Raw genomic sequence first — 17,319 nt, 5'->3', positions numbered from 1 at the left:
GGGACATGCGAGCAACGGCACAAAGCGGCGTTCTGCGCGCCCGCGCGATTGCGGGGACTTACGTGGTCATCCTGGCGTGGGATTTCCTGCCCGGGCAGGACGCCAAGAAGACCGGGCTGATGGGTTTTGCCATCCAGCGCGAGGAGCTGAAAGACGGCGCGGTCGTCGAGCGCTATTGGATGACCGGCATCAAGCGCTTCAAGGACAAGGATCGCGGCCTGCCGCCTGGCACGCCGGTCAGTACCGCCGATCATCCGGTGCAGAGTTTCCAATGGGCCGATTATACGGCCGAGACGGATCACACCTATCGCTACCAGATCGTTCCGGTCTACGGCGCGGTGAAGATGCTGCAGCTCGACACCGCCTCGGCCGTCACCGTCGAGATCGCCACCGAACTCGAATATCTGCTGAACCCGGACAAGCAGAACGACGAGGCGCGTCACGACGTCTACTTCAATCGCGGTGTCATCGGCTCGCAGGCCTATGCCCGCCGTTTCGGCAATCGGATGCCGGATGCCGACAACCCGACGGCCGAGGAAATGGTGTGGCTGTCGCGCGGGCTCTTCGAGGCGCTGATCAAGTTCATCGGCCTTGCCGAAGATCACCGCTTCGGACTTCGCGCCGCACTCTATGAGTTCCACTACCAGCCGGTCGCCAATGCCTTCGCCAAGGCCGTGGAAGCCGGCGCCGACGTGAAGATCGTCTTCGACGACGAGAAGACCTACAAGGCGGCGAATGAAGCCGTCATCCACAATGCGCGGCTCGATGAAATGAAGGTGGTCATCCCGCGCACGGTGACCGAGGGCATCCGCCACAACAAGTTCATCATCCTGCTTAAGGATGAAAAGCCGATCGCGGTCTGGACCGGATCGACGAATATTTCCGATGGCGGCATCTTCGGCCATTCGAATGTCGGCCACATCGTCTGGAGCCCGGCGATCGCCGAGACCTATCTCGAATACTGGACGCTGCTATCGCAGAACCTGACACCGACCAAGCTGCGCCCGAAAAACCGGGCGCTGACGCCGCTGCCGGCAGGCCGGCCCAAGCCGAACAGCATCACGCCGGTCTTCAGCGCCCGCGACGAGAAGGACAGCAGCGAATCCCTGCAATGGTACGCCGACCGCATGGGCGAGGCGCATGAGATTTCCTGCATCACGCTCGCCTTCAATCTCGACAAGGTCTTCAGCAAGGTCATCGCCCAGGACAACGATGTGCTGCGCTATATCGTCAAGGACGACGACCTCGGCGACGGCGAGATCATCGGCCGCGACCGCGACGTCCTTTTCGCCGCCGGCGGCCGGCTGGAAGCGGGTGCGCTGGCGAATTTTCTGGCCGAACGCGACAATCCGCTCAACAGCAACGACTACATCCATGACAAATTCATGCTGGTCGACCCCTTGGGCGACGATCCGCTCGTCGTCAGCGGCTCGGCGAATTTCAGCCAGCCCTCCCAGCGCATCAACGACGAGAACATGATCGTGGTGCGGGGCGACACCCGCGTCGCCGATATCTATTTCGGCGAGTTCATGCGCATCTTCGACCATCACTACGCCCGCTATGTGGTCAAGAAACTCACCGAGGCGAACCGTCAGGACCCGGATGCCGGCTACCTCAAGGCAAATCCGGACGACTGGCTCCGCAGCCAGTTCGACGAAAAGAGCTACAAGGCCAAGCGGCGGCGATATTTCGTCGGCTCGTAGGGCCTGCGGCCATTGCGTGCCTTTCGCGGCAAGCGATAGCGACATAGATTGGGTCCACCGAAGTCAAGACAAGGCAGATCCTCCATGGCAACGCATCGCTTCGCTCCGACCGGCTATCATAACGTCATCGGCTCCCTGTCCCCGGCCCTGCATGTCGCGGATGGCGATATCGTCGTCACCGAGACGCTCGATGCGGCCGGCCATGACAAGGACAATATCCAGCGAGCCCCGAGGGGCAACCCGATGAACGGCCCGATTTTCGTCGAGGGCGCGGAGCCAGGCGATTCGCTCAAGGTCGAAATCCTCGGCATGGTTCCGACGCGCGACACAGGCTTCACCGGCAGCGTTCTTGCCAGCAACGTCGTCGACCCGCGCGACGTGCGCGGCCTGCCCGAGCGCGCCAATGCGATCTGGCGGATCGACCGCGAGGCCTTGACGGCGCGCCTCCTGGAGCCGGTTGCCGGACTGGAGGACCTAACGCTGCCGCTGTCGCCGATGATCGGCTGTTTCGGGGTCGCGCCATCTCTCGGCCAGGCCATATCGACCGCAACCAGCGGCGAGTTCGGCGGCAATATGGACTATCGCCTGCTCGGCCCCGGCACGACGATCTGGTTTCCGGTTTCCGCGCACGGGGCGCTTTTCTTCCTCGGCGACTGCCATGCCGTGCAGGGAGACGGCGAGATCGTCGGCACCGGCATCGAGACCACCTTCGAAGTGACGGTTCGGCTCAGCGTCGAGAAGAACAGGATGATCGTCTGGCCGCGCGGCGAGACCGCCGACGACATCTTCACCATCGGCAATGCCCGGCCGCTCGATCAGGCGCTGCAGCATGCGACCAGCGAAATGCTGCGCTGGCTGGGCTCCGACTACGGCCTCGACAAGACCGCCGCCAGCCACCTGCTCGGCCAGGTCGTACGATACGATGTCGGCAATGTCTTCGATCCGGCCTATACGATGGCCTGCCGCGTGTCGAAGAGCTGGCTGAAGCGGCGATAGCGCGGTTCAGATCGGCTGGAGCGGGCGTCAGCCCGCGTCCAGCGATTGATCCCGGCGCTGGTTGCGCGACACGTTCATCTCCTGACGCTCCTGCGCCATGCTGCTGACAGCGGCGCGCAATTGCGGATGACGGGACATGAAGAGGTTGAAATCGCGCCGTTCCAGCACGAACAGCTGACAGAAATCGACGGCAACCACATCCGCGGTGCGGCGCGCGCCCGTCAGCAGCGCCATTTCGCCGAAGAAGGCGCCGGCACCGAGCGGGATCTCGTCATCCTCGAGCTGCACCTCGACCGCGCCCGAGGCGATGAAGAACATGCTGTCGCCACGGTCGCCCGTGCGGATGACGCGATCGCCCGGAAGGGCCGACCTCGGCCGGAACAGCAGCAGCAGTTCTTCCTGCGAGCCCTCGTCGAGGGCGGCGAACATCGGGAATGTCTCGATCAGCTGCTCGATTTCGAGGTGATGCTGGCGGTCGCGCTCCTCACGCTGCATGTTGATGATATCCAGCTGGTCGCGCAGGCGGTCGCTCCTGGCGCGGCCGTAACCGGCGGCGAAGCCCGGCCAGCGGCCGAAGACCCAGCTCTCCAGCCGCTCGACGCCGATGAACACCAGCGGATTGAGCGTGATCGACAGGATCGCGCCGGCAAGGATCAGATCCTGCCCTTCGCGCGGCAGAAGTCCCAGCGAAACACCGAGACCCGCGAGAATGAAGGAAAATTCGCCGATCTGGGCAAGGCCGGCGGCCACGGCAAAGCCCATGCTCGGCGGATAGCGCAACAGCACCACCACGCAGAAGGCGATCAGCGCCTTTCCCAGGATGATGAGCGACAGCGCCCCCAGGACCATCAGCGGCTCGCGTACCAGCACCGACGGATCGAACAGCATGCCGACGGACACGAAGAACAGCACCGAAAAGGCATTCTGCAACGGCAGCGAATCGGCCGCCGCGCGGTGACTGAGATGGGACTCGCTCATGACGAGGCCGGCGAAAAAGGCGCCGAGCGCGAAGGAAACACCAAATATCTCCGCCGCCCCGAAGGCGATGCCGAGCGCGATGGCAAGAACGGACAGGGTGAAGAGTTCGCGCGAGCCGGTGCGCGCAACGGAGGTGAGCAGCCAGGGCACGATCCTTGGGCCGATGAAAATCGCAACGCCGGCAAAGGCCGCCACCTTGAGCAGCGTGACGGCAATCGTCAGCCAGATCGGCCCGGTGCTCGCATGGTCGCCGGCATCGGCATGGCCGCCGAGAACGCCGGCAAAGGCCGGCAGCAGCACCAGCGCCAGCACCATGGCCAGATCCTCGACGATCAGCCAGCCGACGGCGACGCGGCCATTGGTGGAGCTGACCAGATTGCGCTCCTCCAGTGCTTTCAGCAGCACGACGGTACTGGCGACGGCCAGGCTGAGACCGAAGACCAGGCCGGCACCGATCCCCCAGCCCCAGAGCGAGGCCAGACCGATGCCGAGAAGCGTGGCGATGGCGATCTGCCCGATCGCGCCGGGAATGGCGACGCCGCGCACGGCAAGCAGGTCGGCGGCCGAGAAATGCAGGCCGACGCCGAACATCAGGAGAATGACGCCGATCTCGGCCAGTTGCGAGGCAAGGGAAACATCGGCGACGAAGCCCGGCGTCGCCGAGCCGATCATCACGCCGGCGACAAGATAACCGACCAGCGGCGGCAGATGCAGCCGATCGGCGAGATATCCGAAAATCGCCGCGAATCCGAAGCCGGCGGCAATCAATGCAATCAAAGCGACGTCGTGCGGCACCCCCAGCCCTTCCCGTTTTGCGGCGTTTCCACCTCTTTGTGTCCTTCAGGCTACCTAGCATCGCTTTTGCCGGGTCGTCTACGGACGCCTGAAAAACTGGAAAACGTCGCCCCGCCGGAGCAAGGCGACGCCTGTGTGGAAGCCTACTGATCCAGAACGATCTGCAGCTTGACGTCCGTGGGCCGGGCTTCGACGGCACGGTCGAAAGCCTCGACGGACTGCTCGAAGGCAAAGGTCTCGGAGATAAGCGGCTTCAGATCGACACGGCCGGACGCAATCAGCGCGATCGAACGTTCATATTGATGCGCATAGCGGAAAACCGTCTCGATGCGGATTTCCTTCGTTGACGCCGTCGAGACGTCGAAACCGACGGGAGCGACCGGAAGACCGACGGCAACGATGACGCCGCCCGGACGCGGCAGCTCCATCACGGTTTCCCAGGCCTTCGGCGACCCCGAGCATTCGAACACGACATCCGCGCCCCAGCCGTCGGTGAGCCGCTTGACCTCCTCGACCAGGTTGCTTTCGCGGATATTGACCGGGATCACCCCCTGGTATTGGGCGGCGATGTCGAGCTTCGGCTGGGCGAGATCGGCGACGATGGCGCGGGCGCAACCGCCGGCAAGGGCGGCGATGGCGACCATAGTGCCGATCGGGCCGGCGCCGAGCACGACGGCCGTGTCACCCGGCGCGATCTTCGCCTTGCTGGCCGCCTGCATGCCGACCGCGAAGGGCTCGACCATCGCGCCCTCGGCAAAGCTGACATTATCGGGCAGCTTGAACGTATAATTGGCCGGATGGACCACGAAGGGCGTCAGCACGCCATGGATCGGCGGCGTCGCCCAGAAGGTGACGGCGGGATCGACATTGTACATGCCGAGACGGCTCGCCTTGGAATTGGGATCGGGAATACCGGGCTCCATGCAGACACGGTCGCCGACTTTAAGATGCGAAACGCCGGCGCCGACCTCGACCACCGTGCCGGCCGCCTCATGGCCAAGCACCATCGGCGCCTCGACAACGAAGGGGCCGATGCGGCCGTGGGTGTAATAATGAACATCCGATCCGCAAACGCCGACCGTATGGATTTTGATCTTCACCTCGCCCGGCCCGGCCTCCTGCCGAAGATCGATATCGCGGATTGCCAATTCATGCTGACGCTCCAGCACCAGAGCACGCACCTTGCTCATCACTTCTGTCCTCTTTCCGAAGCAATACCCTTTCCCGCCAATCACGCGAGATCCTTCTTTCGTTATATAGACATGGCCGGCATCGTAAAACGTTCTTTCGGCGCGAGGCGGAGGCAAATTGCCTCGGCGCCTTGCGAGACCGGACACGCATCCACAAATATATTAATATTAGCATGTACTTTACTAATGCTATTCTACGACAAATCATATTGGTAATATTGACTAGCGACCCATTTCTTGGCCTCTTTAGCGGGCACGGAACAGGAGACGCTCAAGATGGTATATGACTGGACCGGCCAGCGAACCCGCCGGATAAGAATGCTGCGCACGGCGAGCATCGCACTGGTGCTCATGCTGTTCATCGCAATCCCAGCAGTACTGCTGCATTACGACCTCATTCAATATCATTATTGATCCGCCGCGCGGAGATGCTTGCGCCTGGCCATCCCTGTTTCAGGAGATCGGTCAGGCCGTTTTCTTCGCACTTGCCTTCGGCCGGCGCGAGACATTGTCGCCCGCCTTCGCATCGAGCGACAGGCAATCGAGAACAGCCAATAGAGCGATGATCCCCAGCATGACGAAAGCCAGTCGGAAGTCGATGGCGGGAATGCCGGTCGCGCCGAGCTGCGACGTGACGGCCTGGCTGATGCGGATACCGATGGCGCCGACGGCAATCCCCATTCCCATGGTCAACTGAAAGGCGGTGCTGAACAGCGTGTTGGCGCCGGTCATTTCCCGCGGCGCGATGTCGGCGAAGGCAATCGTGTTCAAGGCGGTGAAATGCATCGAGCGGAGCATGCCGCCGATGAACAGCACCGGCAGGATGAACCAGAGCGGCGTGTCGGGGGAAAACAGCCCGCAGGCGGCGATGAAGATCGCATTGAGAATACCGTTGACCACCAGAACCGGCTTGAAGCCGAAGCGCCGGAGGATCGGCGTCGTCGCCGGCTTCATGGCGAGATTGCCGGCAAAGACCGCCAGGGTCAGCATGCCGGCGTGAAAGGCGGTCAGTCCGAAGCCGACCTGGAACATCAGCGGCAGCAGGAAGGGCACCGCGCCGATGGCGATGCGAAACAGGGAACCACCGGCAATGGTCACCGCGAAGGTCGGCTGCTTCAGCCCGGAAAGATCGATCAGGGGATGCGGGCTGCGCCGGAAATGAAACAGCGCGCCGGCGAGCAGCACAAAACCGGCCGCGACATAGGCCCAGGCCTCCAGCCAGACCGGCTCGGGCCGGCCGATCAGCTCCAGGCCGTACATCAGGCTTGCCAGGCCGAAACCGCTGACGACGAAGCCCGTCCAGTCGAAGGGCGGACGCGCGGCGCTCTTCGTCTCGGGGATCAATATGAGGGCATAGACGAAGGCGACCATGCCGAGCGGCAGGTTGAGAAAGAAGATCCAGCGCCAGCTCGCGTGATCGGTGATGAAGCCGCCCAGCGGCGGTCCGAGGATGGGCGCCACCAGCGCCGGCCAGGTAATCGTCGCGATGGCCGAGATCAGCTGGTCCTTCGGCGTGTTGTTGAGAACGACGAGACGGCCGACCGGCACCATCATCGCGCCGCCGATGCCCTGCAGGATGCGCATGGCGACGAAGGAGCCGACGCTGTCGGCAAAGCCGCAAAGAACGGAGGCCAGCGTGAAGATGACGACAGCCGAGGTGAAGACCAGACGTGCGCCGAAGCGATCGCTGATCCAGCCGCTGATCGGGATGAAGATGCCGAGCGTCAGGAGATAGGCGCTCATGCCGATATTGAGATCGACCGGCCGGGCGCCGAAGGACGCGGCCATCTGCGGCAGGGCGGTGGCAATGACGGTGCCGTCGAGATTTTCCATGAAGAAGGCGCCGGCGACGAGCAGCGCGATCAGCAACGGCCGGGCGCCGGATGTCCGCTTTACCCCGTCCCCCGGTGCCGACATATCATTCATTTCCAACCGCTCCGAATCCACCTCACGGCTACAGCATTTAGCGCGCCGGAGCCGTTTTCGATAGCGAAAATCGTCCTACCATTCACCGGTGCGATCACGTTTGGCGTGACGCGCCACAGGCGACTTGTCGATCTGGCCCGCTACGCCGGCAAGGGGCATCCGCGCCTGCGCGTCCGCCGGCATTTGCAACCAAAGCGTTAAATTGACTGCAGTAGGCACGCCTATGCTTGTCATGTTAGGATTTTCCGCCGTTGCATGGCGCAATGAGAACGGCCGGACCGACATCGACCCACTAGGAAACCCGCGGCGAACGAGCCAAGACATCAGCGTGAAGCCAGCCAGAGCGTCTACAAGCTGACAATTTCGCTCGTATCGCCGCCACAAACAGACATGAGAGCCCCGATTGATGAAACATGGCATTGATGCAACGACTGCTCCGGCGACCCCGATATCGAAACTGATCGTCACGCAGTCACCCTTCGATGCCTATGTCCGCAAATATGGCACGATCCCGCGCCGCGGCGTCTTCGGCTATTTCGTCCATGAACTCGGCCGCCGCATCGTCGGCGGCACCTATCCGGTCGGCACGACGCTGCCGAACGAACCCGAGCTGGTGGAACAGTTCGGCATCAGCCGCACCGTGATCCGCGAGGCGATGAAATGCCTGGCGGGCAAGGGACTGGTGGAGATCAAGACCCGTGTCGGCACCCGCGTCAAGGAGCGCTCCAACTGGCATCACCTCGATACCGACGTCATGGTCTGGTATTACGAGACCGGGCCGTCGGTGGAAATCATGCGCTCGATCAAGGATCTGCGCCGGGTGCTGGAACCGGAGGCGACCGCACGCGCCGCCACGCGCGGCACCGACGAGGACATCGCCACCATCGCCGCCGCCTACGAGGATCTCACGACGACCATCGGCGACATCAACGTCAATGCCGATGCCGATCTACGGTTCCACACCGCGATCTTCGCAGCCACGCACAACATGATCTACGCGCAGCTCATCGATTTGATCGCCGTCGCCATCTATGCCAATCGCACGCTGTCGAGCCATGACGAGGTGGCCGAGGGACAAAAGCGTGCCCTGCCCTATCACAAGGCCATCCTCGACGCGATCGTCGCCCGCGACCCCGACGCGGCGCTGAAGGCCTCGCATCGGCTGCTGGATTCCTGGCGGGTCAGCCACTACGATTTCTGAGCCGGCCTTGGCGATGCGGCGCGTCGAGTTGCAGGCGACGCGAGGAAGCGGGCTCGAAAGATATGCTCACCATGTCCCGATGAAGGCGGCGCAAGCCAAAAGAACCCCGGTCAGGATATTGGCCAGAAACAGGCGGAAATTGACCTCGGGCCGATGCAGATCCAGCCGCCAGGTCTGCCATGCGAGATGCGCGGCGATGACCAGCATTCCAAAGGCATAGGGTAGAGACATGCCTGACAGCCAGCCTCCGAGCGACCAGGCGCCGGCCGTCAAAGCGTAGAAGAGGCCGATAAAGGTCTTGCCATTCCGGCCAAACAGAATTGCCGTCGATTTCAGGCCGAGCCGTTTGTCATCCTTGACGTCGACATAGGCATAGACGGTATCGTAGCCGATCTGCCATGCGATGGCTCCGGCCCACATAAGCACAGCCCCGACCGGGATATGCCCTGCTATCTCGGCCCACGCCATCAGCATCCCCCAATTGAAAGCCGCACCCAGAATGGCCTGCGGCCAATGGGTAAAACGCTTGCAAAGCGGATAGACGAAGACCAGCGGCAGAAGGCAGACGGCAATCAGGCGCGTGTAGGGGGTGAGGAAAAACAACAGGCAGCCCGCCAGCGCAAGCTCAACGGCCAGAAACGCAAAGGCGTATGGCGTGCCGATCTGACCGCTGGCCAAGGGGCGAAAGCGCGTGCGCTCGACATGGCCGTCGAATTTCCGGTCTGCAATGTCGTTGATGGTGGAACCGGCGCTTCTCATCAGCAATGCGCCGAGGGAGAAGATCGTTAGCTGCCGAAGGTCCGGCACGCCATGTGATGCTTGAATGAGGGCAGCCCAGCAAGGGAAAAGCGTCAGCCATATGCCCACCGGGCGATCCAGCCGCGCCAGCCGCGTGTAGGGCCTCCATGCGGGCGGCAGCCTACGATCCACCCAGTCTCCCGGATGAATATCACTTAGGTCCGGGCGGGGTAGCGCAGTCATTCGTATCATCCAAATTTGGGGGTGGGCGGCATGGACGCAGGGCGCAACAGCCCCTTCTTCAAATCGCCACCTTATAGAAGGCCGAAGGCGGCACAAGGTCCCATAATCAATCCCGAGCCTGGCTAAGGCTGCGAGACGTCACGGCATCGGGACCGCGCGCGGCCTTCAATGCGTCATCGCTTCCTGTGCATCCGTCTTCGATACCTGCCGGCGGCCGGCATCGTGAGTCACCGGGATGAGCCAGATGGTCGCGAAGGTCAGGATCGCGACGGTGGCGACGCCCCAGAAGGTCCAATGCAGGGCCGCGTCGAAGATGTTGCGGATCGCCGGATCGGCGGCGAGATCGGAGAGACCGCTCGGCTGGTTCAGCACCTCATGCAGCTTGGCGGCGAGATCGCCGCTGCCGAAATGCACGATGCCGATATTGAGGATGGCTCCGAGCACGGTCGCACCGAGCGTGCTGCCGAGGCTGCGCGAAAAGATGATCGACGCGGTTGCGCTGCCGCGCATCGACCATTCGACGCTTTCCTGCACCAGCACTGTGCTGCTCAGGCTGATGAGGCCCATGCCGAAACCCATCAGGAATGAACCGGCGCCCGCCAGCACCGGACTGCTCTCCGGTGTCAGCAGCAGGAGAAAGAGAGAGCCGAAAGGCAGCATGACGCTGCCGGCCCGCAGCGTCATGCGAATACCGAAAGCGCGGAAGAGCCGGCTCGCCAGCATCACCGCCAGCGGCCAGCCGACGATCAGCATGGTCAGCGTGAACCCCGCCACCAGCGGCGTGCGTCCAAGCACGCCCTGCACATAGATCGGCAGGATGGTCGTCAGCCCGATCAGCGCCATGCCGGCCAGAAGCGTGGCGACATTGCTGGTGGCGATCAGCCTGCGGCTCCAGAGCGCGATCGAGATGATCGGCTCGGCCGCCCGCCGCTCCTGCCAGATGAACAGCACGCCGCTCACCAGGAAGAGCACCGCCAATGGCGCCAGCGTAGCGAGGCCCGCATTGGCTTCGGTCAGGATGACCAGCAGCGAGACGATCGATATCGAAAACAGGATCGTGCCGAGATAGTCGATGCGGACCTTGCCCGGCGTGACCCGCTCGTGCAGGAACAAAGTGAGGCCGATGATCGTCAGCACGCCGAGCGGCAGGTTGAGCCAGAAGATCCAGGCCCAGGAGAGATGATCGACGATGACGCCGCCGGCCAGCGGCCCGATGACGGCCGAGACCGCCCAGACGCTGGCAAGCGCGCCCTGCACCTTGGCGCGCTCCTCCAGCTTGTAGAGATCGCCGACCACGGTCATCGTCACCGGCTGGATCGCCCCGGCGCCGAGGCCCTGCAGCAGCCGGAAGACGATCAGGGAGGCCATCGACCAGGCAAAGCCCGCCAGCGTCGAGCCGGCCAGAAAGATGAGGATTCCGCCGATCAGCACCGGCTTGCGGCCGAAAATATCGGACAGCTTGCCATAGATCACCGTCGTGGTGGACTGCGCCAGAAGAAATGCGGAAAAGACCCAGCTGTAATAGGTAAAGCCCCCGAGCTGGCCGACGATGCGCGGCATGGCGGTGGCGACGATCGTCGCCTCGATCGCGACCATGAAGGTCGCGAGCATGATCGAGACGATGACCAGCGGGCGCCTGGAACGATCGACCGTGGTGGACATGACATTCCTTTCTGACAGTTCCACCCGACCGCAAACGCGTATAGGCCGTCAACACGGCCACGGGCGAACGATAAACTGCTGAGATCAACGTCGGAGGGCTAAGTCACTACAGGGGCGTTGGCCTGCTGGTTCGTTATAATAAGCATTGCATACTGACACGGGGGGATGTCAATCCTTTAACAAGGCGGCGGATCACCATACGCCGTCATGCAGCGCCGTCGCCTCCTCGCACAGCATCGGCCCCACCACCTCGACCTTGCGCTGTCCCGCCTCAAAGACCACCCGGCATGGCAGATCGAGGGTGGGATTTTCCGGATGGTTGCCGGTGATCGCCTTCAACTGGCTTTCGCTGAGGCCATAGACGACGCGCCCGACGCCGGCCCAGTAGGCGGCGCCGGCGCACATGGCGCAGGGCTCGGCGGAGGTATACATCGTGCATTGCACGAGAAAGCCCGGCGAATATTGCTGCGAGGCCCTCGTCATCAGCACGCGCTCGGCATGGCCGGTCATGTCCTGCGTCGGATTATAGGCGTTTTCCTGCTCCAGCAGAACGCTGCCATCCGGTCCGACCAGAATGGCCCCGAAAGGATGATTGCCGTTCACGCGCGCCCGCGCCGCCACCTCAAAGGAACGGCGCAGGAAGGCTTCGTCGTCGAGAGCTGCGGTCATGGGCCCCTGCCATCACTGGAACACGATGACGCAGATTGCGTGATGCCCGTGCGGCTGGCAAGCCGCAATTTGGCGGCGGAAGACCCGGCAACATGGTCTCCGCCGCGCCGGCAATATCAGGCGAGGCTCTCTTCCAGATTGTCGAGGATCGAGTTCCAGCCCTTGGTATGACCCTGCCGCGCCTCCTCGCTGCGGAACTTCACCTGCTTCAAGGTGATCTCGGTCGTATCGGGGCCGAGCTCGGCAAGGTCGATGGTCACCACGCTGTCGTCGAGCGAATAGGGCGACTCCCAGGTGAAGGAGAGGCGCGAATAGGGATCGATCTCCAGATAGGTGCCGGCATGCGGGATCTCACGCTCGGCCGTCACCATCACGATCGAAAACCGGCCGCCCTTGACCGGATCGGTCTTGACCTTGGATGGCGCCGCGCCGCCGGTCGGCGTGCGCATGAATTGCGCCAATATTTCGGGGGAAAGCCAGGCATTGAAGACTTTCTCCCGCGATGCCGCGATCTTGCGGCTCACTGTCAGTTCAAGCTCGGTCATCTCTTTCATCCTTCGAAACGAGTAGGTTCTCCAGCGCCGCCAGGCGCAGGTCCCAGATCGACTTGAGTTGCGCGAACCAGCTCTCAGTCAGCCTCAGCGGTTCGAGCTCCGCGGCAATGAAATGCTCGCGGCCCAAGGTCCTGCGGGTGACGAGACCGGCTTCCTCCAGCACCTTGATGTGCTTGGAGACCGCATTCAGCGACATCTCGAAATGGGCGGCAAGCGCCGTCACTCTCAACGCTCCCTCCTGAACAAGCAGCGTCAAGATTTGTCGCCGGGTGGTATCGCCGGCGGCCTTCAGAATTCGTGACAGAGCATCGTCATCCATTTATTCACCCATATGGTTGAATATATAATATCGCGACCAATAGTCAACCATATGGGTGAATATTTTATCCATGGCATCGGGAAAAGAACAGCAAAGCCCCGCCCGTCGAGAACGACGGACGGGGCATAGGCTTCGCCAGATCATCGCTGCCGCGGCTTGCGCATTACAGGATCAGAACTCTTCCCAGTCCTGATTTGCCATAGCGGCGCTTCCGTTGAAGGATCGTGCGAGTTTTGCCGACAATTGCCGTGCCGGGGATGTGGCAGGGCGGCTCGAAGACGATGCCGGGGCCGGAGCCGAAGCGGATGTGGGGATCGAGGCCGGGGCTATGCGCTGCGTCGACCCAGCCACACCGATATTGAACTGGCCGAGAAGCTGGAACAGGGCATCCGCCTCCTTGGCAAGCTTATGCGCCGCCGCCGTCGTCTCCTCGACCATGGCCGCATTCTTCTGCGTCCCCTGATCCATCGCATTCACGGCCGTATTGATTTCCTTCAGCCCCGTTGCCTGCTCCCTCGCGGCCACGGCGATCGCGCCGACATTGCCGTCGACCTGCTGCACCTGTCCGACGATCTCCTGCAAGGCCTTGCCGGTTTCTCCAACCAGGGTGACGCCGCTGGTGACGTGGCTGTTGGACGCATGGATCAGGTCCTTGATTTCCTTTGCCGCCTTGGCGGAGCGTTGCGCGAGTTCGCGCACCTCCTGGGCGACGACAGCAAATCCCTTGCCTGCATCGCCGGCGCGCGCGGCTTCGACGCCGGCATTCAGGGCCAGAAGGTTCGTCTGGAAGGCGATCTCGTCGATGACACCGATGATGCTGCCGATCTCGTCCGCCGAAGCCTCGATCTTGCCCATTGCCTCTATGGCGTCACGAACCACGGAGCCGGAGCGCTCGGCATTGTCCTTGGTCTTGCGGACAAGCTGCCCGGCATCCTGCGCACGGTTGCTGGAATCGGTTACGGTTGTGGTGATCTCTTCCAGCGCGGCCGCCGTTTCCTCGACGGATGCGGCCTGCTGCTCCGTACGCTTGGAAAGATCGTCCGAAGCCGAGCGGATCTCCTGTGCCCCGGCAGCGATCGCGCTGGCATTTTCGGCGACCTTCTGCATTGCGCCGCGCAGCGTCGTTACGGCGCTGTTGAAGTCGCCCCGCAATTTATCGAGCGAGGGAATGAAGGGATGGGTGATCTGCCGGGTCAGGTCGCCGTCGGCCAGGGCCTGCAAGGCGTCGGCAAGCTGATTGACGGCCTGGTCCGTCTGCTCGGCAAGCGCGCTGCGTTCCTTTGCCTCGCCCTCGAGCTTGCGGCGCTCCGAAAGGGCGCGCTTGGCTTCCGTATCCGCTTCCTGCTCCGCCTTCGCCGAAATGGCGTCCCGGAGTGCGGCGACGGCGCGCGCGAGCATGCCGATCTCGTCGCCGCGCGCCTCGAGGCGATGATCACCCTCCAGATGCCCCTCCGCCATGGCCTTCAGCGATTGCTGAAGCTTCGCCAACGGGCCGACAATGGTACGGGCCGTAAAGGCAGCGGCAATGATCGACAGGAGCGCTGCGATCCCCAGAGCCGTGAAGGACAGGGATTTGAAGCCGCTCGCCGTGCCGCGGACATCCGCACCGATGGATTTGTTCAGGGTCTCCTGGTAGTCGATGAACTTGTTGATCGCGCCGAGCCAGGCAACGAAGAGCGGACGAGCCTCCTCCAGCAGTATCTTGCGGCCCGCCTCCGCCTTTCCATTGCCATACTGCTCGATGATTTCGGCGACCAGCGGATTGGTTTTCGCCTGGATGCCGGCGATCTCCGCCAGAATGGCCTTCTCCTCGGCGGATGCGCCCGCGGGAGAGGCGATCATATCCGCCATGCGCTTTTCGTTTTCGGCATAGGTCGCGGCCAGCTTCTCGATCCGGGCAACGGCGTCCTTGCGTTCGTCGTCGGATGTGACGAGAGCGACATCCCGTATGGCGATCGCTCGATCGTGGACGCTTCCGCGATAGTTGATCGCGTATCGCTGCTTCACGCTGTTCACGTCGTTGATCGTGCCGAGATTGCTGTCGATCTTGTCGACCTGGCCGGTCGAATACACGGTCAGGGCGACCATCAAGGTCAGCAGGAAGCCAAAGCCAATGGCCAAGCGCACCGTTATCCCGAAATTCCTGATGCCTGTCATCGATAGTCCCCTTGTCGAGCGCAACGGCTCTATGAAGTCCTGAAGCCCGGTATGGTCCGGGTTCGGAGCTCGTTCGCACATCCGCCTCTTGCGGCCTTAGGGACATGGCCGGCCCGCATATGCCCCTTCATGAGCCCGGTGCATTTCGGGCGACGCTGGCCCGAGAGGGTGAAGGCACCGAGCTGTGCTGAAGATACGGCAATCTGCCGACGTCGTTCGCCTCGCGAACGTTACCGCCATCATGGCGGTTCTGAGGACGATGAGTGTCGCTCCGCTGTCCTAAAAATGGGACAGGATGGTTTCCAAAGGGTGAAGAACCGGCATCGCTTTGAAATTATTTTCCCCGGCTTCGCAAACAGCCTCGCCGACCGGGCAGCCTGGGCGGTTCAGGTGATGATATCCCGGCGGATCGCCTCGGCTATGGCATGGGCGCGATTTTCCGCGCCGAGCTTTCGGGTTGCGCGCTTCAGATAGGTATCGACCGTTTCCTTCTGATACGCCGTCAGCGCTGCGATTTCCTCGCTGGTACGTCCCCTGCCCGCCAGTTCCAGGCACCGGACTTCGCCTTCGGACAGACGCAGGGCGGCAGCGGCGAAGCGCTCCATCAACGGCTTGGTGACGGCCTTATGCAGCGGCGGCGCGAGAAAGGCGAGGAGCTGCCGTTCGCCCTCTGTGAAGCAGCGGTCGTTCGTGAAGCAGACGCCGCCATAGACGATACCGTCTCTTACGATCGGGATCAGGAATCGGTGCCGCACCTCATAGGCGCGCAGCAGGCTCTGGAGACGTGGCGGCGGCGCGATATCGTCAAAGGCGTCCTCCTGAGAGACGGCAACGCCACGCGTTTTCGACAATGTCACGACGGGATCGGCGAAGCCCAATCTTTCTCCGAAATAGGCATCGATATAGGCCGGCGGCATGTCGGTGTCGACAGAACGCCCCGTGCCGTAATGATAGCCTTCGATGTCCAATCCACCAACGATGAGGTGGCGAAAGCCGATGGACTTTCGCATCTGCGCGACCAGTTCGTTGTCTCGCAATTGACGATGCGCCGGCACCGACGAAAGATCGGCATATGACTGGAGCTGACCAATTGCCACGCATCCCATAGCGAATCCCCGCAACATGATGTTCAAGTTTCGGAACATTAATCAGAGTGATTAATTCAAGATTAACGAAACGTTTCGCGCTTATGGCAAGGATTTGCGAGCCATACGGCCTATTGGTGCAATGCGGCCGTCAGCCATGCCGCAGCAAGATCGGTCGCCGCACTTTTCTTCGCCTTCAGTGGGAGGAGCACATTGTAGCGCCCATCCGCCTGGAGTTCCGTGTCATCGATCCGCACCAGGGTTCCATCTTCCAGAAATGTGCGCACAAGAAGTCCCCAGCCCAAAGCGACGCCCTGACCCGCCCGCGCGGCGGCGACGGTCTCCGTATAGTAGTTGAACCGGAGCGATGGCTTCACCTGCAGATCCGCACCGGTATGGCTGAACCAGTACGACCATGAATGCCAGGATCTCTCGATGACGTCGGTCTCGATGAATTCGTCCGCTTTCGTCAAAGGCCCCGTCGCCCGCCGCTGGAGATAGTCCGGCGAGCAGACCGGCGAGATGACATCTCCCCTGGACGCGATGACCGTTGCGTCGGCGAAAGGCGGCAGGCCGTAGCGGATCGCCACGTCGACATCGCCAGTGGAGAGATCGATATTGCTGTCCTGCGACACGACCCGCACCTGGATGCCTGGATTGCCCCTTCGAAATTCCGGCAGTCGCGGCAGCAGCCAGAACGAGGAAAAAGCCACCGTCGCCCCGATGGTGACGACATTTTGCGGCGCCGATCGAAGGGCTTCCACGCTGTCGGCCATGTCGGTGAAACTTCGGGCCAGCGAGGCGCCAAGCGCGACGCAGGCCGCTGTCGGCTCGATCGCGCGATGTTTCCTGATGAACAGCGGCTGACCGAATTCGGCTTCCAGCGCGGCGATCTGCCGGCTCACCGCCGCCTGGGTGACGCCAAGCTCACTGGCCGCCGCCGTGAAGCTTTTTCGTCGGAGCGCCGCCTCCAGCGTCAACAGGGCAGTCAGGGATGGGAGCCGCCGTCTGAGATACATTACCCACCTCGTTTCTCATTACATCAGATTATGTCAGCGCGAATATTAAATGCCGTTGAAGCGACGTCCAGGCAAGCGCAAAAT

15 protein-coding genes are annotated in these 17,319 nt (G+C 62.5%); 4 read left to right on the top strand and 11 right to left on the bottom strand.

Going from position 1 to position 17,319, the window contains the following annotated elements; all coding sequences use genetic code 11:
- Positions 1-5 precede the first annotated feature (5 nt).
- Together FHX11_RS16105 and FHX11_RS16100 are read left to right on the top strand one after the other, a co-directional pair.
- Complete coding sequence (locus FHX11_RS16105; RefSeq protein ID WP_184358639.1) at positions 6-1,703, top strand: phospholipase D-like domain-containing protein; 1,698 nt, start codon at positions 6-8, stop codon at positions 1,701-1,703.
- An 84-nt stretch (positions 1,704-1,787) separates the two neighbouring features.
- Positions 1,788-2,699: an acetamidase/formamidase family protein gene (locus FHX11_RS16100; protein ID WP_184358638.1), complete on the top strand. Its 912-nt coding sequence runs from the start codon at positions 1,788-1,790 to the stop codon at positions 2,697-2,699.
- Between the two features lie 27 nt (positions 2,700-2,726).
- On the opposite strand, the gene FHX11_RS16095 is transcribed toward FHX11_RS16100, so the two are convergent.
- Together FHX11_RS16095 and FHX11_RS16090 are read right to left on the bottom strand one after the other, a co-directional pair.
- Positions 2,727-4,472: a cation:proton antiporter gene (locus FHX11_RS16095; RefSeq protein ID WP_184358637.1), complete on the bottom strand. Its 1,746-nt coding sequence runs from the start codon at positions 4,470-4,472 to the stop codon at positions 2,727-2,729.
- 143 nt (positions 4,473-4,615) lie between these two features.
- Complete coding sequence (locus tag FHX11_RS16090; RefSeq protein WP_184358636.1) at positions 4,616-5,662, bottom strand: NAD(P)-dependent alcohol dehydrogenase; 1,047 nt, start codon at positions 5,660-5,662, stop codon at positions 4,616-4,618.
- Positions 5,663-5,938: 276 nt separating this feature from the next.
- Here FHX11_RS16090 and FHX11_RS16085 point away from each other — a divergent pair, with 276 nt between their 5' ends.
- Positions 5,939-6,076, top strand: coding sequence for a hypothetical protein (locus FHX11_RS16085; protein ID WP_184358635.1), 138 nt, complete (start codon positions 5,939-5,941; stop codon positions 6,074-6,076).
- Between the two features lie 51 nt (positions 6,077-6,127).
- Here the strand turns inward: FHX11_RS16085 and FHX11_RS16080 are convergent, their stop codons facing one another.
- A complete protein-coding gene (locus tag FHX11_RS16080) occupies positions 6,128-7,588 on the bottom strand; it encodes an MFS transporter (RefSeq protein ID WP_184358634.1) in 1,461 nt (486 codons plus the stop codon).
- Between the two features lie 406 nt (positions 7,589-7,994).
- Here FHX11_RS16080 and FHX11_RS16075 point away from each other — a divergent pair, with 406 nt between their 5' ends.
- Positions 7,995-8,789 (top strand): FadR/GntR family transcriptional regulator, encoded by a 795-nt coding sequence (locus FHX11_RS16075; protein WP_184358633.1) that lies wholly within the window; start codon positions 7,995-7,997, stop codon positions 8,787-8,789.
- Between the two features lie 66 nt (positions 8,790-8,855).
- Here FHX11_RS16075 and ubiA read toward each other — a convergent pair whose 3' ends face one another.
- The 8 genes from ubiA to FHX11_RS16035 all read right to left on the bottom strand — a co-directional run bounded on the left by ubiA (position 8,856) and on the right by FHX11_RS16035 (position 17,235).
- Positions 8,856-9,770: a 4-hydroxybenzoate octaprenyltransferase gene (gene ubiA / locus FHX11_RS16070; protein WP_184358632.1), complete on the bottom strand. Its 915-nt coding sequence runs from the start codon at positions 9,768-9,770 to the stop codon at positions 8,856-8,858.
- Positions 9,771-9,935: 165 nt separating this feature from the next.
- Positions 9,936-11,432, bottom strand: coding sequence for an MDR family MFS transporter (locus tag FHX11_RS16065; RefSeq protein WP_184358631.1), 1,497 nt, complete (start codon positions 11,430-11,432; stop codon positions 9,936-9,938).
- A 192-nt stretch (positions 11,433-11,624) separates the two neighbouring features.
- Positions 11,625-12,101 (bottom strand): nucleoside deaminase, encoded by a 477-nt coding sequence (locus FHX11_RS16060; RefSeq protein WP_184358630.1) that lies wholly within the window; start codon positions 12,099-12,101, stop codon positions 11,625-11,627.
- A gap of 116 nt (positions 12,102-12,217) precedes the next feature.
- Complete coding sequence (locus tag FHX11_RS16055) at positions 12,218-12,646, bottom strand: SRPBCC domain-containing protein (protein ID WP_184358629.1); 429 nt, start codon at positions 12,644-12,646, stop codon at positions 12,218-12,220.
- Positions 12,633-12,974, bottom strand: coding sequence for a metalloregulator ArsR/SmtB family transcription factor (locus tag FHX11_RS16050; RefSeq protein ID WP_184358628.1), 342 nt, complete (start codon positions 12,972-12,974; stop codon positions 12,633-12,635). The genes FHX11_RS16055 and FHX11_RS16050 overlap by 14 nt, the downstream gene beginning before the upstream one ends.
- 171 nt (positions 12,975-13,145) lie before the next feature.
- On the bottom strand, positions 13,146-15,131 hold the full coding sequence (locus tag FHX11_RS16045; protein WP_184358627.1) for a methyl-accepting chemotaxis protein: 1,986 nt from the start codon (positions 15,129-15,131) through the stop codon (positions 13,146-13,148).
- Positions 15,132-15,517: 386 nt separating this feature from the next.
- Positions 15,518-16,237, bottom strand: coding sequence for a LuxR family transcriptional regulator (locus FHX11_RS16040; protein ID WP_184358626.1), 720 nt, complete (start codon positions 16,235-16,237; stop codon positions 15,518-15,520).
- Between the two features lie 110 nt (positions 16,238-16,347).
- Positions 16,348-17,235: a LysR substrate-binding domain-containing protein gene (locus FHX11_RS16035; RefSeq protein WP_184358625.1), complete on the bottom strand. Its 888-nt coding sequence runs from the start codon at positions 17,233-17,235 to the stop codon at positions 16,348-16,350.
- Between the last annotated feature and the right edge of the window lie 84 nt (positions 17,236-17,319).

The organism is Rhizobium sp. BK602, from assembly GCF_014195095.1.
GTDB lineage: Bacteria > Pseudomonadota > Alphaproteobacteria > Rhizobiales > Rhizobiaceae > Rhizobium.
The sequence above is the reverse complement of the archived record's forward strand: the minus strand, read 5'-3'. Positions and strand labels throughout refer to the sequence as shown.